Annotated in this window: 28 protein-coding genes; 13 read left to right on the forward strand and 15 right to left on the reverse strand. The window is 67.9% G+C overall.

The annotated features are described in order from the left end of the window. Positions 1 to 199 precede the first annotated feature (199 nt). The gene (locus tag ACTOWJ_RS22320; RefSeq protein ID WP_441336810.1) at positions 200 to 1,606 is read left to right on the forward strand and encodes a hypothetical protein; all 1,407 of its coding nucleotides are present in this window, start codon (positions 200 to 202) and stop codon (positions 1,604 to 1,606) included. An 80-nt stretch (positions 1,607 to 1,686) separates the two neighbouring features. Here the strand turns inward: ACTOWJ_RS22320 and ACTOWJ_RS22325 are convergent, their stop codons facing one another. The 4 genes from ACTOWJ_RS22325 to ACTOWJ_RS22340 form a co-directional block, all read right to left on the reverse strand. Beyond that, entirely contained in the window at positions 1,687 to 2,160 is a 474-nt protein-coding gene (locus tag ACTOWJ_RS22325) for a hypothetical protein (protein ID WP_441336811.1), read from the reverse strand. Between the two features lie 138 nt (positions 2,161 to 2,298). Further along, positions 2,299 to 3,435: an agmatine deiminase family protein gene (locus tag ACTOWJ_RS22330; RefSeq protein ID WP_441336812.1), complete on the reverse strand. Its 1,137-nt coding sequence runs from the start codon at positions 3,433 to 3,435 to the stop codon at positions 2,299 to 2,301. A 114-nt stretch (positions 3,436 to 3,549) separates the two neighbouring features. Then, positions 3,550 to 4,782, reverse strand: coding sequence for a sensor histidine kinase (locus tag ACTOWJ_RS22335; protein WP_441336813.1), 1,233 nt, complete (start codon positions 4,780 to 4,782; stop codon positions 3,550 to 3,552). Then, positions 4,766 to 5,443, reverse strand: a complete 678-nt coding sequence (locus ACTOWJ_RS22340) for a winged helix-turn-helix domain-containing protein (RefSeq protein ID WP_441336814.1) — start codon at positions 5,441 to 5,443, stop codon at positions 4,766 to 4,768. Before ACTOWJ_RS22340 ends, ACTOWJ_RS22335 begins: the two co-directional genes overlap by 17 nt. 318 nt (positions 5,444 to 5,761) lie before the next feature. Between ACTOWJ_RS22340 and ACTOWJ_RS22345 the strand changes: the two genes are divergently transcribed. After that, positions 5,762 to 7,000: an MFS transporter gene (locus ACTOWJ_RS22345; protein WP_441336815.1), complete on the forward strand. Its 1,239-nt coding sequence runs from the start codon at positions 5,762 to 5,764 to the stop codon at positions 6,998 to 7,000. Between the two features lie 101 nt (positions 7,001 to 7,101). Here ACTOWJ_RS22345 and ACTOWJ_RS22350 read toward each other — a convergent pair whose 3' ends face one another. The 3 genes from ACTOWJ_RS22350 to ACTOWJ_RS22360 form a co-directional block, all read right to left on the reverse strand. Further along, positions 7,102 to 7,653, reverse strand: a complete 552-nt coding sequence (locus ACTOWJ_RS22350) for a hypothetical protein (RefSeq protein WP_441336816.1) — start codon at positions 7,651 to 7,653, stop codon at positions 7,102 to 7,104. A 183-nt stretch (positions 7,654 to 7,836) separates the two neighbouring features. Further along, positions 7,837 to 8,331: a hypothetical protein gene (locus ACTOWJ_RS22355; RefSeq protein WP_441336817.1), complete on the reverse strand. Its 495-nt coding sequence runs from the start codon at positions 8,329 to 8,331 to the stop codon at positions 7,837 to 7,839. Positions 8,332 to 8,531: 200 nt separating this feature from the next. Further along, positions 8,532 to 10,229, reverse strand: a complete 1,698-nt coding sequence (locus ACTOWJ_RS22360) for a M91 family zinc metallopeptidase (RefSeq protein ID WP_441336818.1) — start codon at positions 10,227 to 10,229, stop codon at positions 8,532 to 8,534. 340 nt (positions 10,230 to 10,569) lie between these two features. On the opposite strand from ACTOWJ_RS22360, the gene ACTOWJ_RS22365 reads away from it, so the two are divergent. After that, on the forward strand, positions 10,570 to 11,118 hold the full coding sequence (locus ACTOWJ_RS22365) for a DUF2058 domain-containing protein (protein ID WP_441336819.1): 549 nt from the start codon (positions 10,570 to 10,572) through the stop codon (positions 11,116 to 11,118). 58 nt (positions 11,119 to 11,176) lie between these two features. Next, entirely contained in the window at positions 11,177 to 11,686 is a 510-nt protein-coding gene (locus tag ACTOWJ_RS22370) for a DUF1697 domain-containing protein (protein WP_441336820.1), read from the forward strand. Between the two features lie 30 nt (positions 11,687 to 11,716). Here ACTOWJ_RS22370 and ACTOWJ_RS22375 read toward each other — a convergent pair whose 3' ends face one another. Continuing rightward, complete coding sequence (locus tag ACTOWJ_RS22375) at positions 11,717 to 12,679, reverse strand: hypothetical protein (protein ID WP_441336821.1); 963 nt, start codon at positions 12,677 to 12,679, stop codon at positions 11,717 to 11,719. Between the two features lie 227 nt (positions 12,680 to 12,906). On the opposite strand from ACTOWJ_RS22375, the gene ACTOWJ_RS22380 reads away from it, so the two are divergent. From ACTOWJ_RS22380 to ACTOWJ_RS22390, 3 genes are all read left to right on the forward strand, one after another. After that, positions 12,907 to 13,074, forward strand: a complete 168-nt coding sequence (locus tag ACTOWJ_RS22380) for an Imm32 family immunity protein (RefSeq protein WP_441336856.1) — start codon at positions 12,907 to 12,909, stop codon at positions 13,072 to 13,074. 72 nt (positions 13,075 to 13,146) lie between these two features. Beyond that, complete coding sequence (locus ACTOWJ_RS22385) at positions 13,147 to 14,379, forward strand: DUF4189 domain-containing protein (protein WP_441336822.1); 1,233 nt, start codon at positions 13,147 to 13,149, stop codon at positions 14,377 to 14,379. A gap of 92 nt (positions 14,380 to 14,471) precedes the next feature. Beyond that, a complete protein-coding gene (locus ACTOWJ_RS22390) occupies positions 14,472 to 15,305 on the forward strand; it encodes an arylamine N-acetyltransferase family protein (RefSeq protein ID WP_441336823.1) in 834 nt (277 codons plus the stop codon). Here the strand turns inward: ACTOWJ_RS22390 and ACTOWJ_RS22395 are convergent. Beyond that, positions 15,302 to 16,207: a hypothetical protein gene (locus tag ACTOWJ_RS22395; RefSeq protein WP_441336824.1), complete on the reverse strand. Its 906-nt coding sequence runs from the start codon at positions 16,205 to 16,207 to the stop codon at positions 15,302 to 15,304. The two genes, ACTOWJ_RS22390 and ACTOWJ_RS22395, sit on opposite strands and share 4 nt — an antisense overlap. A gap of 144 nt (positions 16,208 to 16,351) precedes the next feature. Continuing rightward, positions 16,352 to 16,546 (reverse strand): hypothetical protein, encoded by a 195-nt coding sequence (locus ACTOWJ_RS22400; protein WP_441336825.1) that lies wholly within the window; start codon positions 16,544 to 16,546, stop codon positions 16,352 to 16,354. A 252-nt stretch (positions 16,547 to 16,798) separates the two neighbouring features. On the opposite strand from ACTOWJ_RS22400, the gene ACTOWJ_RS22405 reads away from it, so the two are divergent. Then, a complete protein-coding gene (locus tag ACTOWJ_RS22405) occupies positions 16,799 to 17,224 on the forward strand; it encodes a PepSY domain-containing protein (protein ID WP_441336826.1) in 426 nt (141 codons plus the stop codon). A 70-nt stretch (positions 17,225 to 17,294) separates the two neighbouring features. Here ACTOWJ_RS22405 and ACTOWJ_RS22410 read toward each other — a convergent pair whose 3' ends face one another. Next, positions 17,295 to 18,599, reverse strand: a complete 1,305-nt coding sequence (locus ACTOWJ_RS22410) for a beta-1,3-glucanase family protein (RefSeq protein WP_441336827.1) — start codon at positions 18,597 to 18,599, stop codon at positions 17,295 to 17,297. 351 nt (positions 18,600 to 18,950) lie between these two features. Between ACTOWJ_RS22410 and ACTOWJ_RS22415 the strand changes: the two genes are divergently transcribed. Next, on the forward strand, positions 18,951 to 19,370 hold the full coding sequence (locus tag ACTOWJ_RS22415; protein WP_441336828.1) for a VOC family protein: 420 nt from the start codon (positions 18,951 to 18,953) through the stop codon (positions 19,368 to 19,370). A gap of 63 nt (positions 19,371 to 19,433) precedes the next feature. On the opposite strand, the gene ACTOWJ_RS22420 is transcribed toward ACTOWJ_RS22415, so the two are convergent. From ACTOWJ_RS22420 to ACTOWJ_RS22435, 4 genes are all read right to left on the reverse strand, one after another. After that, complete coding sequence (locus ACTOWJ_RS22420; protein WP_441336829.1) at positions 19,434 to 20,012, reverse strand: DUF3016 domain-containing protein; 579 nt, start codon at positions 20,010 to 20,012, stop codon at positions 19,434 to 19,436. Between the two features lie 147 nt (positions 20,013 to 20,159). Beyond that, positions 20,160 to 20,534 carry an excalibur calcium-binding domain-containing protein gene (locus tag ACTOWJ_RS22425; protein ID WP_441336830.1) on the reverse strand — a complete coding sequence of 125 codons (375 nt, stop codon included), beginning with the start codon at positions 20,532 to 20,534 and terminating at the stop codon, positions 20,160 to 20,162. Between the two features lie 67 nt (positions 20,535 to 20,601). Next, positions 20,602 to 22,515, reverse strand: a complete 1,914-nt coding sequence (locus tag ACTOWJ_RS22430) for a beta-propeller domain-containing protein (RefSeq protein ID WP_441336831.1) — start codon at positions 22,513 to 22,515, stop codon at positions 20,602 to 20,604. Positions 22,516 to 22,698: 183 nt separating this feature from the next. Continuing rightward, a complete protein-coding gene (locus tag ACTOWJ_RS22435; protein ID WP_441336832.1) occupies positions 22,699 to 23,073 on the reverse strand; it encodes a YciI family protein in 375 nt (124 codons plus the stop codon). A gap of 427 nt (positions 23,074 to 23,500) precedes the next feature. Between ACTOWJ_RS22435 and tsaA the strand changes: the two genes are divergently transcribed. From tsaA to ACTOWJ_RS22455, 4 genes are all read left to right on the forward strand, one after another. Then, positions 23,501 to 24,037: a tRNA (N6-threonylcarbamoyladenosine(37)-N6)-methyltransferase TrmO gene (gene tsaA, locus ACTOWJ_RS22440; protein ID WP_441336833.1), complete on the forward strand. Its 537-nt coding sequence runs from the start codon at positions 23,501 to 23,503 to the stop codon at positions 24,035 to 24,037. Between the two features lie 312 nt (positions 24,038 to 24,349). Then, on the forward strand, positions 24,350 to 24,856 hold the full coding sequence (locus ACTOWJ_RS22445) for an SRPBCC domain-containing protein (protein WP_441336834.1): 507 nt from the start codon (positions 24,350 to 24,352) through the stop codon (positions 24,854 to 24,856). Between the two features lie 214 nt (positions 24,857 to 25,070). Next, positions 25,071 to 26,090 (forward strand): ABC transporter ATP-binding protein, encoded by a 1,020-nt coding sequence (locus ACTOWJ_RS22450; protein ID WP_441336835.1) that lies wholly within the window; start codon positions 25,071 to 25,073, stop codon positions 26,088 to 26,090. Continuing rightward, positions 26,087 to 26,848: an ABC transporter permease gene (locus ACTOWJ_RS22455; protein ID WP_441336836.1), complete on the forward strand. Its 762-nt coding sequence runs from the start codon at positions 26,087 to 26,089 to the stop codon at positions 26,846 to 26,848. Before ACTOWJ_RS22450 ends, ACTOWJ_RS22455 begins: the two co-directional genes overlap by 4 nt. The last annotated feature ends 141 nt before the right edge of the window (positions 26,849 to 26,989 follow it).

Below are 26,989 nucleotides of genomic sequence, written 5' to 3' on the forward strand. Positions count from 1 at the left end.
TGTCCGGCGGCCATGGCATGGGGCGTTGGCTAAGAAGCGACCGCCGTTTTGCGGATCGGCGGGCCGTGCCGGATCGTGCGTGCGGTTGCGCGAACAAAACATCCAATGCATGGCGTGCGCAAGAAACGCCCGACTCGGCGATGAAGCGGCCACCCAGGGGCTGGGTCGAAGGACGTCTGGCCTGATCAGGGAGAGTGCGATGAAAACCTCATGGCTCAACGTGGTCTTCGATGGCGCGGGCTGGCTGCGCCGTCTGCCGATCCTCGCGGTCTTGGCGTTACTGCCGCTGGATGCAGTGGCGGCCGAGATGGACGAGGCGCCCAGAAGTTTTTCGCTGCAGCACACATCGCTGGCCGCGGTACAGCGCAAGACGCTCGGTGCGGTCGACGCGCAACGTTGGTTGGCCGAAGACCGCGCACGCGCCAAGACGGCGCAACGTCCGCAACCCATCCGCTTCGCCGTCGATGCGGGCGTGGCTTTCGATCTGAACGACTCCGGTACCTGGCAGCAGCTGGCCGACGGACGCTTGTGGCGCCTGCGCATCCAGTCGCCGGGCGCGGTAAGCCACAACCTCGGCATGACCCGCTTCGATCTGCCCGTCGGGGTGAAGCTATGGATTTACGATCCGGCGCGTAAGCATGTGCAGGGACCGTATCTGGCCCATCACCGCAGCAGCCGCGGCCGTTTGTGGACGCCGATCATCCAGGGCGACGAGATCGTGGTGGAGGTGTTCGTGCCCATTGGCGCGACGCAGCCGGCGATCACCATCGGTCAGGTCAACCAGGGCTATCGCGATTTCGGCGATAACCGTCTCGACAAACAGGGTGGGTGCAACAACGACGTGGTCTGTCCGGAAGGCGTTCCCTGGAACGACCAGATCCGTTCGGTCGCGGTCTATAGCGTCAATGGTTCGATGCAGTGCAGCGGCCAGTTGCTCAACAACACCTCATTCGACTTCAAGCCTTACTTCCTCAGCGCGCGCCACTGCGGCGTGATCAGCAGCAACGACGACACCATGGTGTTCTATTGGAACTTCCAGTCGCCCGTCCGCGGCTGGTTGGGTGGCGGAGTCCTGAACCAGAATCAAAGCGGTGCGACTTTACGGGCCGCGTTTGCACCGAGCGATTTCATATTGGTGGAACTGCAAGCACAGCCTCATCCCTTGTTCAACTTCTACTACTCGGGGTGGGACGCCAGTGGCGTGGCGCCCGCCGCGTCGGTCGGCATCCATCACCCGTCCGGCATGGAGAAGGCGATTTCGTTCAACAACAACGCGGTGACGTCAACGGCCCACCTGTCCAACACGGTCAACGTGGCGGAGAATCATTGGCGGGTCGACAAGTGGGAAGACGGGACCACCGACTACGGTTCGTCCGGTTCGTGCCTGTGGGACGCGGCGACCAAGCGTTGCGTCGGACAACTGCACGGCGGCAATGCCTCGTGCAGCGTGTTGTACAGCTCGGCCTGGTACGGAAAACTGAGCGCGAGCTGGATCGGCGGCGGCTTCTACGCCCAGCGTCTCAAGGATTGGCTCGATCCCACCAATGCCGGTATCACCGCCATCGACGGCGCTTCGCCCGCCGCTGCGCCCGACGGCACTCGCTGAGACTTGCAAGGCGCCGGCGAGCATATCCGGTCCGTCGGCGTTGCGTGTCGATCCAAAGGTTCGGGCGGCAGTGCGCTCGATCAGTAGCGAAACACTTTATCGACAAAGGTCAGATCCACACCGCCCGCGGCAAGCTCGGCCAACACTTGCTCGGTGTACAGGCGCGGTGGGCAGTAATGGCTGCTGTGGTCGGTGATCGCGACAAGCACGCCGTCGCGCGCTTCCAGCTCGCCCGCGCCGGCGACGGGTTTGCCCTGGCCGAGACTGGAGTGATGGAACTCGCCGACCCGGTGTTCGGGCGCCGAATAGATCGCGCCGTCGCCGTGCATGACGAAGATCGCACGGCCCTGGCCGCTCCAATGCGTGTAGGCGCCGCGGGTGTCGAACAAAGCGCCGTCGGGACCGTACAACCGGCCGTCGCGGACGCTCACACGATACGCCGGCAGCTCCGCATCGCTGAGGTAGTGCACGTGGGTGCCGTGCCAGACCGAGTTGCCGGGCAAGTGTTCGCCTTCGAAGCGGGCCTTGCGCGGGGTGACTTCGTACTTCGCCATGGGGGTTCTCCTTGCGGGCATCGTGGCATGAAGGAGGCAGAGGTTTCCAGCGACCTGCATCTCGGCGATGCGCGCCTGCTTACGCGCCGCGGCTGATGGCGCCCGCGCGCCGGATCTTGCCGGCGCGCGGTCCCGGCCTTACAGCGCGGCGGGCTGCTGCTGAGTCACGCAGTGGACCATGCCGCCGTTGCGGTACAGATTGCGCACGTCGATCCCGACCACCGTGCGGCCCGGATACAAACGCTGCAGGATCGCCTTGGCGACGGCGTCGTTGGGATCCTTATACTCCGGCATCAGCACCACGGTGTTGCCGACGTAGTAGTTCACGTACGAGCCTTTGTAGCCCAGCTTGTAACCGTACGCGGTGGTCACGTTGCGCGCGGTCGCCGGCAGTTGCACGATGCGGTACGCGGCGCCGTCGACGTCGCGGGCGCGGTACAGGCGATCGACGTCGGTCGACGACAGGCCCCAGTCGCGCAGGTCGGGGCGGCTCATGGTGACGATGGTGTTCGGCGTGCCGAAGCGGGCGAAGCCGTCGATGTGCATGTCGGTGATGTCGTCCTTGCCGCCCGGCGCGCCGTCGAGCCAGATGAACTTGGACACGCCCAGTTGATCGGCCAGGACCGCTTCGAGTTCCGATTCGCTGAGCTCGGCGTTGCGATTGGCTTCGCGCGTCGAGCTGCGCGTGGCCATCAGCACGCCGCGGCCGTCGACTTCGATCGCGCCGCCTTCCAGTACGACATCGTTCAAATCCACGCGCGGCAGGCCGATGCGGCCGGCCACGGTGGCGGGCACGCTGTCGTCCTTGCGGTAGGGCGCATCGAAGCCCCAGCCGTTGAAGCCCCAGTCGGTGACGACCAGGCGGTCGTCGCGGTCGTAGATGAAGATCGGGCCGTTGTCGCGCACCCACACATCGTCGGTGGGCTTGATCAGGAAGCTGACTTTGTCCAGCGCGACGCCAGCCGCGGCGAGCGCGTTGCGCACGCGGGTCTGTTCGGCGGCGTCGTAGACGATGAGGTGCACGTTCTCGCTGGCGACCAGGGCGCGGGTCATCGCCACCCAGGTCGGGTCGAGTCGGTCGCGATACGTGCGGCCGTAGGTGTAAGCGTGCGGCCATTGCAGCCAGGTGCCTTCGTGGCGCGCGGTTTCGTCGGGCATGAAGCCGGACTGGGCGCGGGCGGCGCCGGGTGCGGCGAGAGCGGCGGCGATCAAGGCGCCGGCCATCAGAGTGAGCCAGCCGGCGCCGCGGGCACCGTCGTTGTCAGCGTTGTACATGGGGAAACCTGTCTGGATTAGGGGGACGGGAGGCTGGACGCCGCAGGCGCCAGGGCCGGGGCGTACCTTAGTCAGCGAACCTGACATCCGGCTGATACCGGGCCGTCCCCGCCGTTACAGGATCAGTTCCACCCGCGCGCCGCCGCCCTCGCGGTTTTCCAGGCGCAGTTGCCCGCCGTGCAATTGGGCGATGTGTTGGACGATCGACAGCCCAAGGCCGGTGCCGGGGCTGCCCGGGCCGGCTACGAACGGCTCGTGGATCCGTTTCAGCAAGGCTTCGGGGAAACCCGGCCCGCGGTCTTCGACGGTCACTTTGTTGGCGCTGACGGTCACCGCGACCGGTTCGCCGCCGGCCTGCCGCGCCGCGTGCACCAGCGCGTTCTCGATCAGATTGCGCACGGCGGTCTGTATCAGCCGCACGTCGGCGTCGACCACCGATTGCGATGCGTGGAAGACGATCTCATGATCGTCCGGCAGCACCGCTTCGACCAGCAGATCCAGTCGCACCGGTTCCTTGTTGACCGGCGAGGCCGCCGCGTCCAGACGCGCCAACAGCAGCAGCTTGTCGACCAGCCCGGCGGTCTGGCCGACCACGCGTTCGACCCGCGCCAACACTTGCGCCGGCGTTTGCTGGCCATCGTGGGCCGATTCGCACAGCGCCTGCAGACGCGCCACCGGCGTGCGCATCTCGTGCGCGGCCGCGGCGATGAAACGTTCTTGTTGCTCGAACGATGCGATCGCCGGGCGCAAGGAACGGCGCGACAACACGTGCCCGATCACGATCCCGAACGCGGCGAATCCTGCGGCGATCAACAAAGTCCAACGCACGAACGCGGCCTGCGAGGCGTCGCGCGCGCTGGAATCGGCCAGCACCAGGATGGTGGCAATCGGCCGGTCTTGGTCGTCGTAGGTCGGTTTGGCTTGCAACCGATACGCGCGGCCGTGGCGATCGCGTCCCTCTTGGGCGAGATCGCGCCCGCCGCGGACCACCGTTTCGGCCAGCGAAAACGGTTCGGCCAGATCGAAGCGCGGGCGTTGCGGCCGCAACAGCACGCTCGGCGGCGGGCCCAGGCCGATCACCCAGATATCGGCGTCGCCATCGAGCAGGCCGGGTTCCTTGCGCAGCAGCGTGTCGTGAAATTTGCCCGCGGAATCGAACCAGGTCAGCCCGTACACCGCGGTCGCGCGCAGGCGCAGATTGGAGGCGAGATCGAGTTGGGTCAGTCGCGCATGGGTGACGATGGCGACCGTGCACAGCGCGGCCACGCACAGCAGCCATGCCAACGTCCAGATCGCCGTCAGCCGCAGATGCAGCCGGCGCAGCAGTTGTTCACGCCCCCGCGGCATCGCTTCCATCCAGCAGATAACCCGAACCGCGCACCGTGCGCAGCAGCGCCGGGCTGCCGAGTTTTCGGCGCAGCGCGGCGATCAGCACTTCCTCGGCGTTGGACGCCGGTTCCTGGCCTTCGCCCCAGCACGCGGCGATCAGCTCGTTGCGCGGGACCACCTGCCCGGCGCGTTCGGCCAGCAGTTGCAGCAGCGCGAATTCCTTCGGGCGCAGCGGCAGCGCTATGCCGCCACGGCGCGCCTCGCGGCGGCCCAGGTCGATTTCCAGATCGGCGATACGGATCACGCTGGGGCGGATCGCGCCGCCGCGGCGGCCGATGGCGGCGATGCGCGCCATCAGTTCGTCCATCGAGAACGGTTTGATCAGATAGTCGTCGGCGCCGCCGGCGAAGCCGTCGATGCGGTCCTCGATCGCGTCGCGCGCGGTCAGGAACAAGGCCGGGGTGGCGATGCCGCGCCGGCGCCATTGCTGCAAAGACGCCAAGGCATCGCCGTCGGGCAGGGTGCGGTCGAGCACGAAGGCGTCGTAGGCGTAGGAGCGCACGAAGGACTCGGCATCGGCCAGATCGGCGACTTCGTCCACCGCATGGCCGTGGGCGCGCAGCCGGCCGGCCACGGCTTGGCGCAGATCGGTCTGGTCTTCGAGTACGAGCAAGCGCATGGCGGCAGCTTACCGTCGCGGTCGCGGTCGCGGTCCGGGTTCGCGTCCGATTCGGTCGCGAACCCGGAGGTGAAGCGAGCATTCCCAGCCGATGGCGTCTCCCGCCTGGCGCCTTCTCCCTCTCCCGCTTGCGGGAGAGGGTCGGGGTGAGGGCGCTCCGCGCGCCGAAACACCCGCATACCCCTCGTCCTGGCCCGGTTCCGGATCCATCCCGGGCGCATAACCGTTGCACGCCATGGACTCGCCAAACGCGACCCGCAGGCCGAGCACCCTCACTCCGTCATGGCATCGAATGCTGCAAAGCACAATAATGCCCCCATGACCGCCCCCAGCCCCGTCCTCGCGGACAACCCCGCGCCCGCGCCGATCCTGTCCGCCCGCCAAGTCGCACTGATCGTGTTCGCCCTGGCCATGGGCGGCTTTGCCATCGGCACCAGCGAGTTCGTGGTGATGGGGCTGATCACCGACATTGCGCGGGCGATGGGGGTCAACGAGCCCGCGGTGGGTCACGTCATCAGCGCTTACGCCCTGGGCGTGGTGGTCGGCGCGCCGGCGCTGGCGATTCTCGGCGCACGGATGTCGCGACGCAGTCTGTTGCTGGCGTTGATGGGGTTCTATGCATTCGGCAATCTGGCCAGCGCTTTGGCGCCGGGTTATTACACCTTGATGCTCGCGCGTTTCGTCGCCGGTCTGCCGCACGGCGCCTACTTCGGCATCGCCGCGTTGGTGGCGGCGCGGATCAGTCCGCCGGATCAGCGCGGCGCGGCGGTCGGGCGGGTGATGTTGGGTTTGTCGGTGGCGTTGTTGCTCGGCAATCCGCTGGCGACGTGGCTGGGCCAGAGCTTCGGTTGGCGCTGGGCGTTCGCGCTGGTGTCGCTGATCGCGTTGGCGACGGTGACGATGACCGCGAAGGTCTTGCCCAAGGGCATGCACGCGCCGCGCCCGGATGCGCTGCGCGAGTTGCGCGATTTCAATCGCAAGCCGGTGTGGCTGGCGCTGGGCATCGGCGCGATCGGCTTCGCCGGCATGTTCTGTGTCTTCAGTTATCTGGCGCCGACCTTGGTGCACGTGACCGGCGTGCGCGAGTCGTTCATTCCGTTCGGACTGATCGCGTTCGGCATCGGCGGCATTCTGGGCACGCTCGGCGGCGGCTGGTTGTTCGACCGGCTGCAGTTCCGCGCGGCGGCGTGGATCTTGCTGTGGTCGATGGCGATCCTGCTGCTGTTCCCGTTGGCCGCGCGTTCGGTATGGACGGTGCTGCCGGCGGTGTTGGCGGTCGGCACGATGGGCGCGCTGGCGACGGTGTTGCAGGCGCATCTGATGGACGTGGCCAAGTCGGCGCAAACGCTGGCGGCGGCGTCCAATCACTCCGCGTTCAACATGGCCAACGCCTTGGGCCCGTGGCTCGGCGGCATGGCGATCACCGCCGGCTACGGCTGGACCTCGACCGGCGTGGTCGGCGCGTTGACCGCGTTGGGCGGATTGCTGATCTACTTCTGGGCGCGCGCCGATGCGCGGCGCTCGAATACGCTGACCGTGGTCAACGAAACCGAATAACCGGCGCGGCTCAGGAACAGGCGCGTCAGCAGGGCCGGCATGCACAGCGCCCAGGCGACGGCGGAAATCACACGACGGCTCATGCCGGGCGTGCTGCGCGCTTACGAGGTCTTGACCCGGCGCAGACTGCGCAGCAACTGTTCGAGATGCTCTTGGCTGCGTTCGGACCAGACGTTGTACAGGCAGCGCTGCCCGGCGACTTGCAGATACGCCAGATAGCCCGGGCCGGTGCCGCCGCGCAGACCGTAGTTGGCCTGGCTGCCGTCGGCCCAGGTCAGCGTGTGCGGGAATTTGTAGGTGCTGCCGCCGCGGTCGATGTCCACGCCGGTGCCGGCGACGCCGAACGCGCTGCGTTGGCCGGGCAGATCGTAGGCGACGGCCCAGCCGTCGGAGAAATCGGCGCGCCGGACTTTGATCCCGGCCTGTTTGTCGGCGCCTTGCAGGGCCAGCGATGCGCAGCGGCCGCGGTTCTTGGCTTTCTTCCACTCGCTCAGATACACCGCGGGCACCGACTTGGGCGACAGCGCGCGGACGCTCCATGGCGCAGCCGGCGCGCCTGTCGTCGGCGAGGCCGGCGGTGCGGGTTCGGCGGCGTGAGCGTGGCCGAGGACGAGACAGGCAGCGAGCGCGAGCAGGGATTTGCGGGTGTTCATGACGTTCCTGTGGTGTTTCATTTCGGATGAGGTTGCGGCTCGGCGGCCGGATGCACGCAGCTCGCGCCGATCATCGCTGCACGGTCGTTGCGCAGTCGTCCGAGCGGAACCGGCCGGCGCGGCGCTTCGCTGGAACGGATCGGCGCTATCGCCGCGCGCAGCGGCGTGGCCGTCTCGATCGCCTCAGTCGGCGAACCGGCCCGCCGCCACGTCGTACCACGGCGTGCACAGCAACTTGCGTGCAGAGGCGGTGTCGACGGTGGCGGTCCAGACCGTGCCGTGTTCGGTTTTCACCGGATGGCCGAACGCGGCCTGATCGAACGCCATCACGCCCACGCACCAGCGCAGCCGTTTCGGCGCGGTATCGCTGAAGCGGTGCACGAACTGGTCGGCGAGTTCCGCGCCGGCGTTCACTTCCACGGCCAGCGCCGCCGAGGCGAGCGGATCGTGCGCGGAGGCCGGCGTATCGGGCGAATGGATCAGGCTGACGCCGTCGCCTTCGACCTGGACGCGCGCCGTGCCGACCGCGCCGGGCGCGAACACCGCGCCGGCGCGGTCGCTGTAGACGCCGCGGTCGAACACCGCCAGCGATCGCTTGGCGCTGCCGTTGCGCAGGCGGTAACGCACCAGCAGCGTGCGTGCGCCGGCGTCGTAGAACCAATCGGCGTGCAGGCTCACGTTTTGGTCGCCTGGCAGGAGCGTTTGGACGTCGGCGCTGGCGGTGACAGTGCCGGAACTTGAATCGGCAGGTGCGTTCATTCGGGAGTCTTCTGCAGGATGCGGTAAGCCGTGCGCGCAGGCGGCGGCGAGCGAGGCGGCGAACGCGGCGCACAGCGCCGCGGCGCGGTGCGGGCGGGCCGCGGGCGTGCGGCGTGGAGTCATCGGCGCAGGCCGCCGACGGCCGGCGCCGACGGCAGTTCGGGTTGCTCGGGCTGCGCCTGGACTTGCGCTTCGACCGGCGCCGCGCGATCCAGCGCCTGCGCGCCCTCGGCGTGGAACTGCTGTCCGAAGGCGCTGTCGGCGAGGCCGCGGCTGGCGCTGCGGAACGCGTTGCGGTCGCCCGAATCCATCGCCTTGAACAACTCGTCCAGATGCGGATCCACCGGAACCGGCGCGGAGGCCGGATTGCCCGGCGCGGAGAACGCGGCGCGTGGATCGGCGCTGTAGTTGGGACGCGCGGGCAGGCCCATTTCCTCGCGCAGGCCGTTTTCGGTCAGCGCGCGCGGGTTGGCCTTGGTGGCGGGCGTGGCCGGATTGTGATCGAAATCGAACGCGGTGCCGCCGTTGTCCAGGCCCACCGCCTGCCGTTCCAGATTGCGCACGCGGCCCGAATCCGGGCCGGTGCCGGTGTACACGCCGGGCTGCGCGGTGCCGCCGGTCATGTTGTAGGCGTGCGACATCTCGTGATGCAGCACCACGCTCGGATTGGCGAAGAATTCGCTGTGGAAGGAGGGGTTGTAGCGGATCGTCGAATCGTGGCCGGGACCGGCGACGGTGGCGCCGCTGGCATCGGTGCGCAGAAACGCGTCGGCGGTCGGCGGCGGGCCGGCGTAGCCGTTCATTTCGTTCTGCAACTCGGCCAGGGTCGCGCGATGGCCGGTGCCGGTGGCGGGATCGGCGATGCGGTCGAGTTCGGACAGCATCTGCCGACCGTTCGGCGAGGAGCGCATCATGTCCAGATCGGCTTCGGCGCGCTGGCGGAATGCATCCGACGAGCCGGCCTGCAGGGTCACGCTGCCGCCGATCGCGCCGCTCATGTCGACCTGCACGCGGTCGTTGCGCGCGCCGCGCGCGGCGGTGACGGTGTCCTCGCCGGTCTGGCCATAGACAGTGTCGCGGCCCGCGCGGTTGTCGACCGTGTCGGCGCCGGCGCCGGTGTAGACGCGGTCGTTGCCCTGGCCGCCGCGCAGGACGTCGTCGCCTTGGCCGCCGGAGAGAATGTCGTTGCCTTGGCCGCCTTCGAGCGTGTCGTTGCCGCGTCCGCCTTCCAGGTAATCGCGGCCGCGCCCGCCGCGCAGCAGGTCGTTGCCGTCGCCGCCGTAGACCACGTCGTTGCCGTCGCCGGCATCGATGGTGTCGTTGCCGGTGTTGCCGAATACGTCGTCGCGGCCGGCGCCGGTGCGGATGACGTCGTCGCCGTCGCCGCCGTCGACGCGGTCGCGTCCGCGCCCGGTGGTGATGGTGTCGTTGCCGTTGCCGCCTTGCACGTCCATGTTCACCCGCACGTTGGGCGCGTGCACGATGTCGTTGCCGTCGCCGGTGCGCACGCCCAACTGCTGCTGCGCGCCCAGGGTGATCGCGAACGGCTGGCCGTTGATCTGCACGTCGAGCACGCCGTTGGCGCGCTGCGCGACCTGCACATTGTCGTTGCCGGCGCCGGTGCCGATCACCAGCAGATCGCTGAACTGGTTGCCGCTGGGCACCTGCTCGCGGCTGATCACGATATCTCCGTGGCGGAACAGTTCCTGCGAGACGATCGGCTTGCCGTCGGCGGTCTGCCTGGACAAGTCCGGCGGCGGGCTGCCCGGCGGGACGACGGTGCCGTCGATGAGGGTCGGGGTGGGGCCGGTGGCCATGCGCTGTGTCTCCCAGGCACCGCGGCCGCCGCGGGGTGCGGGGCTGCGGCGTGCGGCGGTGCCGCCCGCGTTGCGTCCTTGATTCGCCGCAGCTCGGCGGCGTCCTGGGCGGACTATAGGGCCCGGACCCGGGGAAGGAAACGTCCGGCGTGACGCGTCGCGCGATCCGACCCGAGGGTCCGCTTGGCTCCCTCTCCCGCTCGCGGGAGACGGCCGGGGTGAGGGCAAGCCGGCGCAAAACGCCCTTCCGAAGGCTGAGGTTGCCCGCTCTGAGCGAGTCGGCGCGGTCCATCCGCGACCCCGTGGCGCCGCCGCGGCCGGCCGTACTAGACTCCATGGCATGCGAAATCCATTGCAAGATCAATTGCTCAAGGCCGGCCTGGTGAAGAAATCCCAGGTCGCCCAGGTGGCGCGCGAGCAGGCCAAGCAGCGTCAGGGCAAGACGCCGCCGCCGCCGAGCGCCGAACAGCTCGAAGCCGAGCGCACCCGCGCCGAGCGGGCCGAACGCGACCGCGCGCTGGCGGCCGAGCGCAACGCCCAGGCGCGTGCGCACGAGCTGCGCGCGCAGGTCCGGCAGATCGTGGAGACCCACAAGGTCAAGCGCCAGGGCGAGATCGCCTATCGCTTCGCCGACGGCGAGGCGATCCGCAGCCTGTGGGTCGACGCGCCGCTGCGCGCGCAACTGGCCAGCGGCGCGCTGGTGATCGCGCGCCACGACGACGGTTTCGAACTGATTCCGCGCGCGGCGGCCGAGAAGGTCTATGCGCGCGACGGTGCGATGATCGTGCTCGATCACGCCGCCCCGGCCGTCGCCGCCGGCGACGCGGCCGCGAGCGAGGACGATGCGTATTACGCGCAGTTCAAGGTTCCCGACGATCTGATCTGGTAACGCTCGCTGCGGCTCCAATCCGAACGCTTCGCTTGCGGCCGTCGAGACCCTCCAGCCCATGCCCACGTATATCGCCCTGTTGCGCGCCGTGAACGTTGGCGGCACCGGAAAACTCCCGATGGCCGAACTGCGCGCGATGTGCGAGGCGGCGGGCTTCGAGGACGTGCGCACCTACATCGCCAGCGGCAACGTGGTGTTCCGCAGCGGTCTGAGCGCGGCGCGCGCGCGGACCGCGCTGGAGCAGCGCCTGGCCGAGTACGCCGGCAAACCGGTCGGGGTGATCGTGCGCAGCGGCGCGCAGATGGCGCGCGCGCTGGCCGCGCAACCGTTCAAGCAGGCCGCGCCGAATCGCGTGCTGGTGATCTTTCTCGATCACGCGCCGCCCGCCGATACCCTGGCCACGGTCAGACACCGCAACGGCGAACAGATCGCGCTGGGCGTGCGCGAGATCTACGTGCACTACGGCGAAGGCATGGTCGACTCCAAGCTGGTCATCCCCGCGGCCAAGACCGGTACCGCGCGCAACTTGAATACGGTGGCCAAGCTGATCGAGATGGCGAACGCTTGAACGCGGGCCGGGTGCGGCACGCGCGACGGTTCAAAGGCGCTTGAGCTGATCCACCTTGGTCATCGCCTGCTGCAGCATCGCCTGTTGTTGCTGGGTGATGCGGGTTTCCTCGGCGGCGGCGCTCTGGATCTGCGTGACCAGCCGGTTGTAAGCCTCCAGATCGTTCTGGCTGCGAAACACGAGGCTGTCCTGCTCCAATTGGATGCGGCCCAGGCGGGACTCGGCGAAGTCCAGCATCTGCCCGACCAGGCCCATCATCTGGCGCTGATTGGCGATCAGGCGTTTCTCCAGCCCCATGCGTTGCTCGGTGTTGCTTTCGAACTGGGTCAGCGCGCGCTTGCCCGCCGGCAGCTCGCTGGTCAGCGAGCGCACGCGGCGGACGAGTTCATCGTTGCTTTCCAGGCTGACCGCCGCGGATCGATCGAGCAAGGCGGTGTAGCGCGCGGCGGTGTCGCGGCCGGTGCCGATCGCGGCGGCGCCGATCAGGTTATGGGGTTCGAGCACGGTCTCGATCTTGAGCGCGTTCATCTGCGACTCGAGCTGTGCCTGGCGGTAGTGGCTCTTCTGGCCGACCTCGCGCAGGATCACGTTGAGACCGCGCAGCATCTCGGCCTCGCTGCGCGCCGGCGCCAGTTCGGTCGCCGCGCCGGGCGCCGGACCGCTGGGGCCGCGCGTGCTGCCGCCGTTCTTGATGCGCTGTTGTTGCTGCATCAGCAGCTCGCGGCCGGTGTCGGCCAGGGCGCCGGCTTCGCGCACGGCGGCCATGCGCTGTTGGAAGCCGAAGAAGATGCCGATGCCCACCACGACCGCCACGATCGCCAGCGCGCCGCCGATCGCGGCCCAGGCGACGGTGCCGTTGGAGCGTCCCTGACGCTGCGCGGTGCGGCGCGGATCGGGGGCGAAGTTGGCGAACACCGGCGCGCCGCAAGCGGCGCAAGTACGCGCACCCGCAGCGACTTCGGATTGGCATTGCGTGCAGATAACGTTCGACATCCTGTCTTCCCCTGTATGGTCGGAGCCCGGGAATCCCCATCCCCGCGGCGGCGAGCGGCAGTATCTTCCAAGCCGCGAGCGCCGGCCAGTGCGCCGCGGCAGCGGCGATCTGTTTATGATCACAGCCTTGCGCGCCAACCAGGGACAGGTCATGCGGTTGTACGGTTCGCGAAGCGCCTGCGGGCGATTCGCCGGTCGGCCCGCGGCCGCTGGCCGAAGTCAGCGTGGTGGCCAGCCCGGAGGAGCTCAGGCGGATCGCCGCATTCCTCGCACAGGCGGCCGATACCATGGAACGCATGGGCGCGGCCTATGGCCATGAACACCTATGCGATCGTCAGCCGGGTTTCGACGACGCGCCGCAGTGGGTGGTGGTCGGGACCGCCGGCCAGGCCTGACGCCGCCGCGGGCGCGGCGCCGTGAATCAGCCGTCGCGAACGACCTTACGATCCGAATCAGGAAACGCACTCATGCAAGCGAGCAGAAAAATTTTGACGTTGTCGGCGCTGGCGCTGTTGGGCTGGAGCCTGGAGGCTTCGGCGATCTGTTCGGTGCCCGGCACGCAGCAACAGCAGCAATGCGTGCAGAACTTCGTGCAGAACGTGGTCATTCCGCAGCAGCAGGCGATGCAGGCGGCGGCGCAGAATCAGCCATTGCCGCCGCCGCGCAGCCCGATGGATGCGATGCGCGAACAGGCTCAGGCGCGAGCGCGCAAGGGTTGGGGCGCGATCGCGGCGTCGCCGGGGCTGGCGCAGTTGGCCGGCGCCGGCGATCTGGGCAACCAGCGCAAGGCCGAAAGCGCGGCGCTGAAGGCCTGCGCCGTCCAGGGCGGAAAAGACTGCACGGTGTTGGCCAGTGCCGACAATGCTTGCATCGCGGTGGCGCTCAACGCCGACCGGCAGTTCGCCAGTGGGCTGGGCCGGGACGAAGTCGCGGCCAGCCGCGTCGCGCTCAGCGGCTGTAACGGCAAGAGTCCGGACCAGGTCTGCAACCTGATTCGCGAACCGTTGTGCAGCGGCATTGCCGGCGGCCTGTTTTCTACCGGCGACTTGAACGCCGAACAGCGTGCGCGCTTGTTCGAAGTCGCCGCCGACGATCGCCTGTTCTGGGGCGCGCTGGTCGGCAACGGCAAGGCCGTGTACGCGGCCGCCGATGGGTTGTCGCAGGAGCAGGCCGAGGCTGCGGCCAAGGCCAAGTGCAGCGGCGCCGGCTGCAAGCTGATCGCCGCGCACAGCAACAGCTGTCTGGCCGCGGCGTGGCCGAAGAAGGGCGGTGCGCCGTTCGTGGCCGAGAGCGACTATCCCGAAGCGGCGCGAGTGGAAGCGCTGAGCCAATGCAGCGCGGTGCATGGTGCGGCATGTTCGGTGGCGGCGCCGAATTGTTCCGGCCGCGCCTATGCCGGTTACGACTTCACTCGCATCCACACCGGCGCCAAGGTCGCCGAAACCGAGCGTGGCAAGCAGGCCGGCGCGGCTTTGCTGGAACCTTGGATCGGCCGCGCCGAGGCCGAATTCCGCGCGCACTGGGGCGAGCCGGCGGACACCACCCAGGTGATGCCCGGCGAATCGCGGCTGACCTACGACAAGAGTTTCCGCAGCAAGGCCGGTGCGGAGCGTGCGTGCAAGATCGCGGTGTTCACCCGCGCGTATCGGGTGTTCTCCTATTTCAACGAAGGCGGCGCCTGCGTCGACATCGTTCGCTGAGGCCAGGCGCAGCGTTGCGCGGCGTCGGCTTGACCTCAACCATGCTTGAGGCGATACCGTAGCGGCACAGTCCACCGCTCATGGATCAAGCGATGTCCGCGAAACTCAAAGACCTACCGGCTTATCTGCAACGTCTGGGTTACCAGCGCGCGCCGCCGCCCACCCTGGGCACCTTGCGCGAATTGCAGCAGCGCCATACCGCCGCCTTCGCCTTCGAGACTATCGCCGCGCTGACGCGTGCGCCGGTGCCGATCGATCTGCCGTCGTTGCAGCGCAAACTGCTGCACGACGGTCGCGGCGGCTATTGCTACGAACTCAATCTGCTGTTCCGCGCGTTGTTGCAGGATCTTGGATTCCAGGTGCGCGGGATCAGCGGACGGGTGGTGATGGGCGGTCCCGAGGATGCGATGACGGCGCGCACCCATCTGGTGATGCTGGCGACGATCGACGGCGTGGACTACCTCGCCGATGTCGGTTTCGGCGGGATGGTGCCGACCGCGCCGTTGCGGCTGGACGAGGGCGGCGAACAAGCTACGCCGCACGAACCCTACCGGATCGATCGGCGCGACGGCGGCTACGTGCTGCGTGCGTGGGTCGGCGGCGCGTGGCGGGCGATGTACGTGTTCGATCTGCAGCCGCAGGCCGAGATCGATTTCGTGGTCGCCAACTGGTACGTGTCGACCCATCCGGATTCGCCGTTTCGCGACCAATTGTTCGTCGCCCGCACCGGCCCGGCGTGGCGCAAGACTTTGAACGGCGGCAGCTTCGTGATCCATCGCGTCGGCGCGGCGAGCGAGCGCCGCGAGTTGGACGACGCGGACGCGGTGATGGCGGTGCTCAGCGAGGAATTCGGCCTGCGTCTGCCGCCCGGGCCGGCGTTGCGCGAAGCGATCGAGCGACGGCTGTCGTCGCGCCCGTCGGCTTAGTCCGGCCGGCTCTTTTCGATCACTTGCAGCGCCGCGTCCATGCGCGCCTGCCGCTGCTGGTGGATCTGCGTGCGTTGCTCGGCCAGCGCCTTGACCTCGAGGATCAGGCGGTTGAATCGCTCGGCATCCTTGGGGTCTTCGAAGATCAGGACGCCGTCGTTCAAGCCGACGCGGCCCAGGCGCGATTGCGCCAGATCGAGGACTTGTTCGATCTTGGCGATGCTCGCGCGATGGTTCTTGAGCAGAGCGATGTCTTCTTGCCGTCCGCGCGCGGTGTTGCTGGCGAAGTCGTCCATGACCTGGCGACCTTCGGGGTTCTCGCCGACCAGGGCGCGCAGGCGTTGTTCGAACTCGGCCCGACTGGCCTGGGCGACGCTGGCCGAATAATTGAGCAGCTCGGCGTGCCGGCGGTTGCCCGCGCGGACCGCGCTCAGGCCTTCGGCGCCGAGCAGGTTCTCCGGCAACAATTGATCTTCCAGGTGCAGCGCGGCGATCTGCGCCTGCGCCTGGGCCTGGCGATAGCGGCTCTTGCGGCCGACTTCCTCGCCGATCACGCCGATTCCGCTGAGCAGCTCCTTGCCGTCGCGCGCTGGCGACAGCCGGGTCGTGGCGGTGGAGGGCGGCGCGGCCAGGGACTTCGCGTCGGGAACGTTCAAACGCTGTTGTTCGCGCAACAACAGCTCGCGGCGGTCGGCGACGAGATTGCGCCGCTTATGCAGCGTGGCGACGTAGTAGTCGGCATCGGAACGGACCAGCGAGCAGGTCGACGCCAGCACCATCGCCGTCACCGCGGCGCCGATGATCTTGTAGAGCAGGCCGTTGGCGCGCAGCACGCGCAAGACTGAGGGAAACGGGCGGACCGCCTGCCAGGCCGGCCGCGCCTGGCCGCAATGCGGGCACACGATGGCGCTCGGTGCGAGCAGAGTGTTGCATCGTCGACAAGCGTTGCGCGACACCCGGCCTCCCCTGGCTGCGACCTCCGCGGCGGAGCGCCGCGTCCGGATTATCGTCCACGCGGCGAGGCCAGGCCAGTGCACGCGCCCGGCTCAGTCGCTGAGGCTGTGGATCTCCAGGCCGTCGCGGGCGGCGGCGCTGAACAAGGGCAGCAGGCGCACGATCACCCGCGCCAGCGGTTTGTTGTCCAGGCCGCCGTGCGCGTGCAGCAGATCGATCAACTCGTGCAGCGTCGCCGCGGCCTGCTGCGCGCTCAGGCGCGGGTCGTCGTACAGCTCGCGATACATCCGCACCCGTTGTGGATAGCGCAGCGGTTAGGGCGCGGCCAGTTCCAGCCGCGTCGTGTCGGCCGATAGCGCGCTTGTGTTAGCGCGCGGTGAAGTGGGCATGAGCGTTGGCGAAAATCACCAACGCGGCTTGAATGCGATCCGCGCGTTCATGCGCCGTCGGTCGACATCGATGAATGAACGCGCGTTCGTTCACTCCTCGTTTGCATCGCCTGTCGAGAATCGAGGCTCCCCCACGCACAGGAGCACGCCATGAAGCGATATCTGCTGGCGCTGGCCTTGGCCGCTGGCATTCCCAGCCTGGCCTATGCGCAGAACGCCACCGCGCTGACCGAGCATCAGATTCGTACGCGCCTGGCCGAACAGGGTTATACCAAGGTCAACGATCTGGATTTCGAAGATGGAGTGTGGAAAGCCGACGCGCGCAGCGGCGACGGCAACCGCGTGCAGGTGCGGTTGGACCCGCGCACCGGCAACGTGTATCCCAACGAACAAGTCGCGCAGATGAGCGAACGCGACGTGCGCGCGGCGCTGTCGGCGGCCGGTTACACCGGCGTGCACGACGTCGACTACGACGACGGCGTGTGGGTCGCCAAGGCCGACGATCCGGGCGGCCGCGACGTCAAGCTCAAGCTGGACCCGAACAACGGCAAGATCTTCGGCATCGAGAAGGACTGAGTTTCGAACGAGTCAATCGCGACGGCCGCCTTCGAGCGAAGGCGGCCGTCGCGACACGCGCCGCGTGCGATCAGCTGTAGAAGTTGCCCAGGACCACGCTGACCTGGGTGGCGACGTCGAGCTGCACGGTCGGGCTCTGTTCGCACACATCGTCGTACGGAAAACCGCAGGCCAGCGCGTTGCTGTTGGCCTGATGCATCAGCGCGGCCCAGGCGCTCCACGCGCCGCCGGCGGGATAGAACGAACCGGCCACGCTCTGGCAGGTGGTGTCGTCGAGCAGATAACCGGGCACGCCGCGGTTGAACGCGGCGGCGATGTTCTTGCCGACGTTCTGCTGCGCCGCGCCGCCGGCGTTGAGCGAGTTATTGCATTGCCACACATCCAGCGAGGCGATCTGCACGGTCGACGGCGCCGCACCGGTCATCGAGAACGCCAGCGCGGGCGCGGCGGCCTGCCAGTCGGCCACGGTGGCGTACTGTCCTTGATAGAAATTGAGCACGCCGCTGTCGCCGTCGACCACGCCGGTGTAATAGCCGGTGGAAGCGTCGTTGACCACCAGCGGCGTGGTTTGCCAATTGAGGTACCAGTCGCCCAGGCTGCTGTCGAAGTAGTCGGGCAGCGCGGCGCCGCAGCCGCTCATGGCGGTGAGCGTCTTGGGCGATTGCGCGCGCAGGTTGGCGATGCCGGCGGGGTAGGCGGCCGCGGCGTCGCTATTGGCCGCGATCACGCTGGACACGTCCTGGAACGGCCCGCCCAACCCCTGGATCTGGGCCAGCAAGGTGTCGCGCGAAACGCTCATCAGGCCCTGCAGACTGCCGCCGGGCGCGCCGTTCAAGCTCATCGCGAAACCGAACTGGTCGACCTGGGTGGTGTTGCCGTTGAAGTTGCCTTCGCTGTCGTAGGAGAACTCGATCCAGTCGAACAGGCATTGGCTGCCCGGCCCGTCCGGATACGGGACCGGCGCGGTGTAACCGCTGGTCTGCACGGTGAACGGCAGCGGCGGCAAGCCGACCGAGACGTAGATGCGGCCGCTGAAGGCGTTGGTGCCGGTGCTCAGTCCGGGGATGTTGGCGGTGTTGATCTGCGACAGGTCCAGTTGCGTGGCCGGCGCGTTGCGCGACACAGGTATCGAATAATCGGCCCAGGCGCTCGGGTAGTTCGGCGCCAGCGCGGCGATGGCGGCGCTGTCGAGCGAATCGGAGCCGGGAAAGCCGCCGGCGGCCTGGGTGTTGTCGTTTACGTTCATGGGATAGGGCAGGCCGGCGGCGTCCAGACGGTAGAACACGCCCTGCACGAGGCCGACGATGTAAGCGTAAACGGGAACGTCGGCCGCCAGGTCGGTCTGGGTGGCATCGAGGATCAGAGGGACGGTCATGGCGATACCTTGCGCGAGGGAGGCGGATGTCGGACGCGGATCGGGCGCGGCGGCGGACACGCCGCGGACACGTCACGCCTTGGGAACCAACGTGGCCCGGGGCAGGATGTGAATCGTGTCGGGCCCGCGCGCGGCGAGAGATTGCGACCGGCCGGCGATGCCCGGGCCGGATCGCGAACGCCCGCGCCCGCGGCGAAAATTTTTCCGTCGTCTTTGTCGAATCCCGCGATCCTGGCTCGTCGTTGTCAGGAGCAGGCAGGAAACGCACCGGTATTCGACCCCTCCCGGCCGTGCCGCCCGCCATAGCCAACCCCTTCCATCATGTTTCGATCAACCAACGGAGCCACCGCCATGACCACTCACACGCAACTGTTCGTCAACCTGCCGGTCAAGAACCTCGACCGCGCCGTCGCCTTCTATACCCAACTGGGCTATAGCTTCAATCCGAACTTCACCGACGAGAACGCCACCAGCATGATCCTCGGCGAGAACCTGTTCGCGATGCTGGTGGTCGAGCCGTACTTCCAGACCTTCACCAAGAAATCGCTCGTCGACGCCAAGACCCATGCGCAGACCTTGCTGGCGGTGCCCGTGGCCGATCGCGCCGCGGTCGACGCGCTGGTCGACAAGGCCATCGCCGCCGGCGCGACCGCGCACGAGCCCAAGGACTACGGCTTCATGTATCAGCGCGCCTACGACGACCTGGACGGCCACACCTGGGAAGTGTTCTACATGGACCCCAGCGCGATCCCGGGCGAAGCGCAGCAATAAGCCTTCATCGCCGAACGGCGAATGCGAAACGGCCGGGGCATGCCCGGCCGTTCTGCGTGGAGTTCAGCGCGCCGCGCTGCGTCGCTCGTCGGTGGATTTGAATTCGCCGTACAGCCAATCGTCGATCAGCCGCTTTTCGTAACGCAGCGGATCGGAATCGCTGACCACGCGCGGTCCCATCAGGAAGCTCATATCGCGCAGATTGCGCTGGCCTTCCTCGATCACCTGGCCGCTGGCGTCCAGGCGCTTGAAGCTCAGCGCGATCTTGGGCGGATAGATGTCGCGCACGAAGCGGGTGTCGTCGAATTGCGGGCCGTGCCATGGCTCGAAATCGCCGGCGCGCTTGATGTCGGTGATGTCCACTTCCAGCCGTTCGCCCGGCGGCAGTTGGCGTTGCGCCCGGGTGCGCACGTACTGGGCGAGTTGTTCGACCCAATTGCCGCGGCGCGCTTCGAAGCGATTGCGGCTGTTGCGGATCTCGGTGAACTGTTCGGGATTTTGCCAGCGCACGCTGACCGGGCCTTGTTCGGGCAGGGCGCGCGGCGCGTCGGGATCGGTGACGGTGCGGGATTTGGCGCCGGCATCCCCGGCCGCCAGCACGGCGGCGGTCAGGATGAGGGCGAGTGCGGTCCGGAGATGCATGACGGACTCCGATTCGGTGGGGACGCCCCGATTCTCCGCCCGCCCGGCGGCGCTGCCTAGCGGCATTGCGTTAAACGCAGTGTTGCGGGCGGTCGCGGTTGGCGCCAATTCACGATCGGCGAGGATTCGGCCCGGTCCGCCGCCTGTTCACTCGCAGCCCTTGCCGTCGCGGTCGCGATCCAGGTGCGCAGCGTAGCCGGGATCGCCGAGCCGCACCGGCGCCGCGCCCGCGGCGCGCGCGGCGGCGCAATTGGGGTAGTAGATATGAGCCGCGGTGGCGGGTGCGAGACGGTCGAGCGCTGATCTTCGAGCCGCCCGCGCTACGGGCGGCTCGCGCGCGGACGCGGGCGCGACGAGATAGGGGCTGGCCGACGGCGAGCCCTGAGCGCGATGGCAGTGATAGCCGCCGTTCTTGCGGTCGCGGTGGCAACCCTGCGCGTCGAGCCCGCCGCCGTGCGCGCTGGCCTGGACGCTGACGCAGAGCAACGCGCACGCCAGCGCCGTGCGATAAACCGATCTCATGGCCGATCCCCCTGTGTTCCGTTGTTAACGCGGCCGGGGCGGGGGAGCGGTCAGGCCATCGCGGCGATCAGGGCGCGGTGACGAGCCTGGGCGAGAAATTGCTGCGCCGCCGTTCGACGATGCGACCGCCGTCGCGGCGGCCTTCGACCAACTCGTAACCCAGCAGCGCGAACACCCGCTCGCCGACGAAGATCGGCCGCGCGTTGCCATACCAGTCCACGCAGCTGACCCGGCAACCGTCGTCGATGTCGGCGGCGGTCTTGGAATCCAGCGTGCCTATCGGGCTCAGGGCCAGATCGGCGTTGCGTAGATACAGCACGCTGGCGTGCGCGCGGCCCCGTGCGTCGGCGCCGAGGATAGGCAAGCCGAGCACGCCGCCGTCGGCGTTGTCGGGCCGATAGAAGAAACCGTGGGTACGCTGGTCGCCTTGCGCGGCCTGAGGCTGCAGGTAATGGCCGGCGACCTGCGCCTGCGCGCTCAGGCGCAGGCTGGTGAAGTGCAGGCCTTCGCTCTCGGCGCCGTCACGCGCGCCGATCGCCACCGCGTCGCGGCCCAGGGCGTCGACCCGGTCGACACGATGCCGCAGCGGCAAGCTCTGCACCGCCTCGCGCGCGGCGTAACGCAGGGCGTGCGCTTGCGGCGGTGCGCGCTGGCCGCCCCAGCTTTGGCCGCCGCCGAACACCAGCCAATCGCCGATGAAGCGCGCATGCAACTGCGCCTGCTGCAGATCGGCTTCCGGCAGCGGGCGATACGCGGAGCGATCGGCGCTGAAGCCGCCGTCGCCGAATTGATCCACGCGCACGCGCAGCAGAGCCAGATCTCCGACCTCGCTGTGCGAAGACCACATGCCATCGCCTTCGCTCATGCTGCCGACCAGCACGTTGAGCCAGCCGTCGCGTTGCAGGAACGACATCTGATCCACCGGCGCGCCGCTCGCGCGCAACGCGGCCGGCGCGCCGCCGTCGAGCGGAATGCGGAACACCGAGGCGTTGGGCTTGCCGGGCCGTTGCCCGTGGTAGCTCGACGTCCACACGTAGACCGCATCCTCGGAGACATAGAAGCTGCGGCTCGACGGACCGAACACCGCGGTGGAACGGCAGCTCATGCGCGGCGCATCCAGATCGCACAGGCTCACGCTGTGCAAGGTCGCATCGAACAGATCGACCGGATCGGGACTGCGATAAATCCGCTCGGCCGGCAGGATCCGCTTGAACTCGTCGGGCGTGGCGCCCGGATGCCAGCGACGCAGCGCCGGCAGCGTTTGCGCCGGATCCTCGCTGGTCACCGACATCGGCGCGTAGAACACCAAGGTGCGGCCGATCAGCCGGCTGGCGTAGTTGCTCGCCGAGTAATAATCGTTGCTGCGCAGCTGATAGGTGTCGCGGTAACTCAACTGACCTTGCGGGCCCAGATCGAACAGGCCGATTTCGGTGCCGCCGCGATCGTAGCTGTAGCCGATCACCGCGACGGTGCCGTCGGAGACCAGCATCTCGTCGTACCAGGTCTGGCTGGGATCGGATTGCGGCGCGAATGCGTCGATCGACGACACCGGTTGCAGTTGGTCGTCGCCGACGCGGATGGTGAACAAGCGGCCGCGCCGCAGCACGATCAGATAGTCGCCTTGTTTCTTGACGATGCCGCCCTCGTCTACGCCCTGGGTCTGGACGTTGGTGATCGCATCGGCGGACGCGTCGGCGCGCGACACGGGCGCGGCCTCCTGCTGGGTCGGTTCGGCCGGTGCCGCGGCGGCATCGGCCGCGGCGGCGACGGGCATATCCGGCAGCGACACGCTGTCTTGCCGTTGCTTGCTCAATCGGGTCAGGGTCTGGCGCAGTTCGGCTTCGCTGGCGAAGGCGGCGAGGGTCTTGCCGGCCGGGGCTCGGGTGGCGCTGCCGGAGGCATCGCCCGCGGCGCCGGGCGCGTCGCACGCGGCCAGGCTCAGCGCGGCGGCGAGCAGCCAGATCGAGGGCAGGGTTTTCATGCGGTCGTCCTTGTCGGGTGGGCGGGGCGGCGCCCCTGCGGCCGGAATGTGGCCTGCCCCGTTGCCAACGCGCCGGCATCCCGATCGGGGTTGCGGCCGGGCGCTTCGGCCTTCCGCCGCGCCCGAGCGCGCGGGCCGGCGGCTCCCCCGCCGGCCTCGTTTCAGCGACTCATCGCAGCGGTATCACGCGTTGAAATGCTGACGCACGCTTTCGAAATCCATCACCGGCCGCACTTCGATCCGGCCGGTGCGGCTCCACGGAAATTCCTGCGCGATACGCAGCGCCTCGTCCATGTCCGCCGCTTCGATCAGATTGAAGCCGCCCAGATACTCCTTGGCTTCGGCGAAAGGCCCGTCGAGAAACGTGGTGCGGCCGGCGCGGGTGCGCAGCGAGACCGCCTTGGCCGGCGGACCGAGCATCTGCGAATCCAGCAGCGTGCCTTGCTCGCGCATTTCGTCGGCATGGGCGATGCAGCCGCGCATCATGGTCGCGTACTCGCCGTCGGGCAACGCCTCGATCAGCTGGTCGTCGTTGTAGATCATTACGAGGAATTTCATCGCTACCTCGGGATCGGGAAAGGGCCGGGCGGTCGCGCCGACGTTCCAGAAGGATAGCGCTACCGGTGCAGGGACCAGCAGTGACAAAACACATGTGCGCCCAGCCCGGGCCGACTGCACGCCGCTCCAAGTGGCCCGCGAGGTTTGCCAGGCCCCCTGTTTCGCCAGAGTCGGTCGCGCCTAGCTTTCGCTGGAAAGCGCGAGCTTTGCTCTCGCCTGCAACGCGGCCGACAGCGCGGTCACCTACGGCGTCCTCGGTCTTGTCGAGGCACAGTTCGAAATCGGAAGCGCCCATGACATGTTCTCGTCGACCGACGAGCGGCGGTTCGCAAAGTCCGGTCGCGGTAGGTGCAGCGGTTGCGAGCATGCATCGACGCGCCCGCGGCGTAGCAGCGACAATACTCGCTCACAGCCATCCACACCCACGATGTCCGACACCTACCTCTGCCGCCCGATCGCCTATCTGCGCTCTCCGTACGCGCAGCGCATCGACGCGCCGCATCAGCCGACGGTGGTGCAGGGGACGCAAACCGGCGACGCGGTGCAGGCGCGGATCGAGTTCGTCGAGGATCTGCCCGATGCGGCCTTCGCCGATCTGGAGGGTTTCGAGCGGATCTGGCTGATCTTCGCGTTCAGCCGCAGCCAGGGCTGGAAGGCGCAGGTCAAGCCGCCGCGCGGCGGGCCCAAGCGCGGAGTGTTGGCCACGCGCTCGCCGCATCGGCCCAATCCGTTGGGGTTGTCGGCGGTGGAACTGGTCGCGGTGGAGGCGCGCGCCCTGATCGTGCGCGGGGTCGACTTGCTCGACGGCACGCCGGTGCTCGACATCAAGCCTTACGTGCCTTACGCCGATGCGTTCGCGCAGTCGCGCGCGGGTTGGATCGATCAGATCGATTCGGCGCAAGGCCGACATTCTGCGCCGGGACCTAAGCGGCCACGCAAGGTCCGGCCGCACGAGGCGGAGTGACGGCCGCGGCGCCGGTTGGCGGCAGGCGCCGCGCCCGCAGTCGCCCTCTCGAAGCGGTGCAGGCCGCGTCCCGACCTGGAATTCGCCGGTCGCGACGTCGGTTCATGCGCGCGCCTTCGCCATCTCAGGCGGTGGGACGAGTCTGTGGATCCTGGGTGCCGATCGCCTTGACGCGGCTGCGCACGGGTTGTAGTTTCCCAATCGGTTAAATAGCTTAGCGGTTTATAAGATCGATCCAATCTCGGTCCGCACCGCAACGGCCTCGGCTCCCCCGAGGCGCGGCGCGGCGTTTTCCTGCTCAGGAGTTCCGACATGACGTCAGACGGTTCCAGCGCGCTCGCCGTTCCGCCGGCCCGCACGACCCATCGCATCGAAGAACGCAGCATCACCCTGCAACGCATCATTCACGCTCCGCGCGACCTGGTGTTCCTGGCCTGGACCGATCCGGTCCACGTCGCGCGCTGGTGGGGCCCGCACGGGTTCCGCAGCGTGGTGCGGCAGATGGATGTCGCCGTCGGCGGCCAGTTCCGCATCTGCATGATCGCCCCGGACGGCACCGAGTATCCGATCAAGGGCGTCTACCAGGAGATCGTCGAACCCCAGCGTCTGGTCTATGTCGACGATTGGGACGATGAGCGGCCTTCGCAGCAGTCGCGGGTCACGGTGAGCTTCGCCGAGGACGGCGCGGAGCGGACCTTGTTGACGCTGGAGATCGCGTTCGCCAGTGAAGCCGAGCGCATCGAGATCGAATCGCAGCAGATCATCCCCGGCTGGGCGGAAACCTTCGAGCGCCTGGACGCGTATCTGGCCGAACGCTGAGTCAGGGTCTGGCCGATCGTGCGTCCGGCGAACCCGCCGGCGCGCGCGGGCCGTACACTGGCCGGCGCGCGACGAGGCATCAGCACGATGCCGCGCCGCACCGAGCGACCGCGAATCCTGCGTGGTCCGTGTCCGCGCGGTCGCGAACGGTTTCGCGATCGCGCCGGCGAACGCACGCGAGTGCCGCCTTCCTGCCGTCTTTTGCGGAGTCTCCATGCCGTCTGCTTCCGAATCGGCCGTCACCGCTTCCGCCGCCTCCAGCGCGGATGCGACCAACATCGTTTCCATCCAGGGACTGACCAAGACCTACGCCGGCGGTTTCCAGGCGCTCAAGCGCGTAGACCTGGACATCCGCCGCGGCGAGATCTTCGCCCTGCTCGGCCCCAACGGCGCGGGCAAGACCACTTTGATCAGCATCGTCTGCGGCATCGTCAATCCCGGTGAGGGCAAGGTGTTCGCCGACGGCCACGACATCGTGCGCGACTACCGCGCCGCGCGCTCGGCGATCGGGCTGGTGCCGCAGGAACTGCACACCGACGCATTCGAAACCGTGTGGGACACGGTGCGCTTCAGCCGCGGTCTGTACGGCAAGGCGCCCAACGCGGAGTACCTGGAGAAGCTGCTGCGCGAGCTGTCGCTGTGGGACAAGCGCGGCGAGAAGATCATGGCGTTGTCAGGCGGCATGAAGCGCCGCGTGCTGATCGCCAAGGCCTTGTCGCACGAGCCCAGCATCCTGTTCCTGGACGAGCCCACCGCGGGCGTGGACGTGGAACTGCGCCGGGAGATGTGGGCGATGGTCTCGCGGCTGCGCGACAGCGGGGTGACCATCATCCTGACCACCCACTACATCGACGAGGCCGAGGAAATGGCCGATCGGGTCGGGGTCATCAACAAGGGCGAGATCGTGCTGGTCGAGGACAAGCGCACCTTGATGCGCAAGCTCGGCAAGAAACAACTGACGCTGCAGTTGCAGACGCCGTTGCCGGCACTGCCGGAGGGGTTGCGCGACGATTCGCTGAGCCTGGCCCAGGACGGCAACGAATTGATCTACACCTTCGACGCCCAGGCCGAGGACACCGGCATCGCCGCGCTGCTCAAGCGGCTGGGCGAACACGGGATCGAGTTCAAGGACCTCAACACCAGCCAGAGTTCGCTGGAGGAAATCTTCGTGAATCTGGTCAGGTCGCCAAAAACGGAGAAGTCCTCGGAAAAAGCTGTGGAGGCGCGCTCATGAACCTGCATGCGATCAAGGCGATCTATTTCTTCGAGATGCACCGCACCTTCCGCACCCTTATGCAGTCCATCGCCACGCCGGTGCTGTCGACCTCGCTGTACTTCATCGTGTTCGGTTCGGCGATCGGATCGCGCATGGTCGAGATCGGCGGGATCAGCTACGGCGCCTTCATCGTGCCGGGGCTGATCATGATGTCGCTGCTGACCGAGAGCATCTCCAACGCTTCCTTCGGCATCTATCTGCCCAAGTGGTCGGGCACGATCTATGAGCTGTTGTCGGCGCCGGTGTCGTTCGTCGAGGTGATCTGCGGCTATGTCGGCGCGGCGGCGACCAAGTCGGTGATCCTGGGACTGCTGATGCTGATCACCGCGCGCTGCTTCGTCGATTTCACCATCGTCCATCCGCTGTGGATGGCGGTGTTCCTGGTGCTGACCGCGGTGACCTTCAGCCTGTTCGGCTTCATCATCGGGGTGTGGGCCGACGGGTTCGAGAAGCTGCAGATGATCCCGATGATGATCGTGATGCCGCTGACCTTCCTCGGCGGCAGCTTCTACTCGATCGACATGCTGCCGCCGTTCTGGCGCGGGGTGTCGCTGTTCAATCCGGTGGTGTATCTGGTCAACGGCTTCCGTTGGAGTTTCTACGGCAAGTCCGACGTGGACATCGGCCTGAGCGTGGGCATGACCGCCGGGTTCATGGTGCTGTGCCTGGTCGCGGTGTGGTGGATCTTCCGCACCGGGTACAAGCTCAAGAGCTGAGGGGCCGGCTCCGCGGGGCCCTCACCCCGGCCCTCTCCCGCAAGCGGGAGAGGGAGAGGGAGTCGGAGCGGGCGGTCGGACAAGGGCGCGCTCCGGACTGGAGGGCGTCGGGGCTGAAGCCCCTCCCACAAAAGAAGCGGA

This window comes from Lysobacter sp. CA199, from assembly GCF_052078715.1.
Lineage (GTDB): Bacteria > Pseudomonadota > Gammaproteobacteria > Xanthomonadales > Xanthomonadaceae > Lysobacter.

Coding starts and splice junctions, on each gene's coding strand:
- ACTOWJ_RS22320 (WP_441336810.1), top strand. CDS start 200: ATGAAAACCTCATGGCTCAACGTGGTCTTCGATGGCGCGGGCTGGCTG.
- ACTOWJ_RS22325 (WP_441336811.1), bottom strand. CDS start 2,160: ATGGCGAAGTACGAAGTCACCCCGCGCAAGGCCCGCTTCGAAGGCGAA.
- ACTOWJ_RS22330 (WP_441336812.1), bottom strand. CDS start 3,435: ATGTACAACGCTGACAACGACGGTGCCCGCGGCGCCGGCTGGCTCACT.
- ACTOWJ_RS22335 (WP_441336813.1), bottom strand. CDS start 4,782: ATGCCGCGGGGGCGTGAACAACTGCTGCGCCGGCTGCATCTGCGGCTG.
- ACTOWJ_RS22340 (WP_441336814.1), bottom strand. CDS start 5,443: ATGCGCTTGCTCGTACTCGAAGACCAGACCGATCTGCGCCAAGCCGTG.
- ACTOWJ_RS22345 (WP_441336815.1), top strand. CDS start 5,762: ATGACCGCCCCCAGCCCCGTCCTCGCGGACAACCCCGCGCCCGCGCCG.
- ACTOWJ_RS22350 (WP_441336816.1), bottom strand. CDS start 7,653: ATGAACACCCGCAAATCCCTGCTCGCGCTCGCTGCCTGTCTCGTCCTC.
- ACTOWJ_RS22360 (WP_441336818.1), bottom strand. CDS start 10,229: ATGGCCACCGGCCCCACCCCGACCCTCATCGACGGCACCGTCGTCCCG.
- ACTOWJ_RS22365 (WP_441336819.1), top strand. CDS start 10,570: ATGCGAAATCCATTGCAAGATCAATTGCTCAAGGCCGGCCTGGTGAAG.
- ACTOWJ_RS22370 (WP_441336820.1), top strand. CDS start 11,177: ATGCCCACGTATATCGCCCTGTTGCGCGCCGTGAACGTTGGCGGCACC.
- ACTOWJ_RS22375 (WP_441336821.1), bottom strand. CDS start 12,679: ATGTCGAACGTTATCTGCACGCAATGCCAATCCGAAGTCGCTGCGGGT.
- ACTOWJ_RS22385 (WP_441336822.1), top strand. CDS start 13,147: ATGCAAGCGAGCAGAAAAATTTTGACGTTGTCGGCGCTGGCGCTGTTG.
- ACTOWJ_RS22390 (WP_441336823.1), top strand. CDS start 14,472: ATGTCCGCGAAACTCAAAGACCTACCGGCTTATCTGCAACGTCTGGGT.
- ACTOWJ_RS22400 (WP_441336825.1), bottom strand. CDS start 16,546: ATGTATCGCGAGCTGTACGACGACCCGCGCCTGAGCGCGCAGCAGGCC.
- ACTOWJ_RS22405 (WP_441336826.1), top strand. CDS start 16,799: ATGAAGCGATATCTGCTGGCGCTGGCCTTGGCCGCTGGCATTCCCAGC.
- ACTOWJ_RS22410 (WP_441336827.1), bottom strand. CDS start 18,599: ATGACCGTCCCTCTGATCCTCGATGCCACCCAGACCGACCTGGCGGCC.
- ACTOWJ_RS22415 (WP_441336828.1), top strand. CDS start 18,951: ATGACCACTCACACGCAACTGTTCGTCAACCTGCCGGTCAAGAACCTC.
- ACTOWJ_RS22420 (WP_441336829.1), bottom strand. CDS start 20,012: ATGCATCTCCGGACCGCACTCGCCCTCATCCTGACCGCCGCCGTGCTG.
- ACTOWJ_RS22425 (WP_441336830.1), bottom strand. CDS start 20,534: ATGAGATCGGTTTATCGCACGGCGCTGGCGTGCGCGTTGCTCTGCGTC.
- ACTOWJ_RS22430 (WP_441336831.1), bottom strand. CDS start 22,515: ATGAAAACCCTGCCCTCGATCTGGCTGCTCGCCGCCGCGCTGAGCCTG.
- ACTOWJ_RS22435 (WP_441336832.1), bottom strand. CDS start 23,073: ATGAAATTCCTCGTAATGATCTACAACGACGACCAGCTGATCGAGGCG.
- tsaA (WP_441336833.1), top strand. CDS start 23,501: ATGTCCGACACCTACCTCTGCCGCCCGATCGCCTATCTGCGCTCTCCG.
- ACTOWJ_RS22445 (WP_441336834.1), top strand. CDS start 24,350: ATGACGTCAGACGGTTCCAGCGCGCTCGCCGTTCCGCCGGCCCGCACG.
- ACTOWJ_RS22450 (WP_441336835.1), top strand. CDS start 25,071: ATGCCGTCTGCTTCCGAATCGGCCGTCACCGCTTCCGCCGCCTCCAGC.
- ACTOWJ_RS22455 (WP_441336836.1), top strand. CDS start 26,087: ATGAACCTGCATGCGATCAAGGCGATCTATTTCTTCGAGATGCACCGC.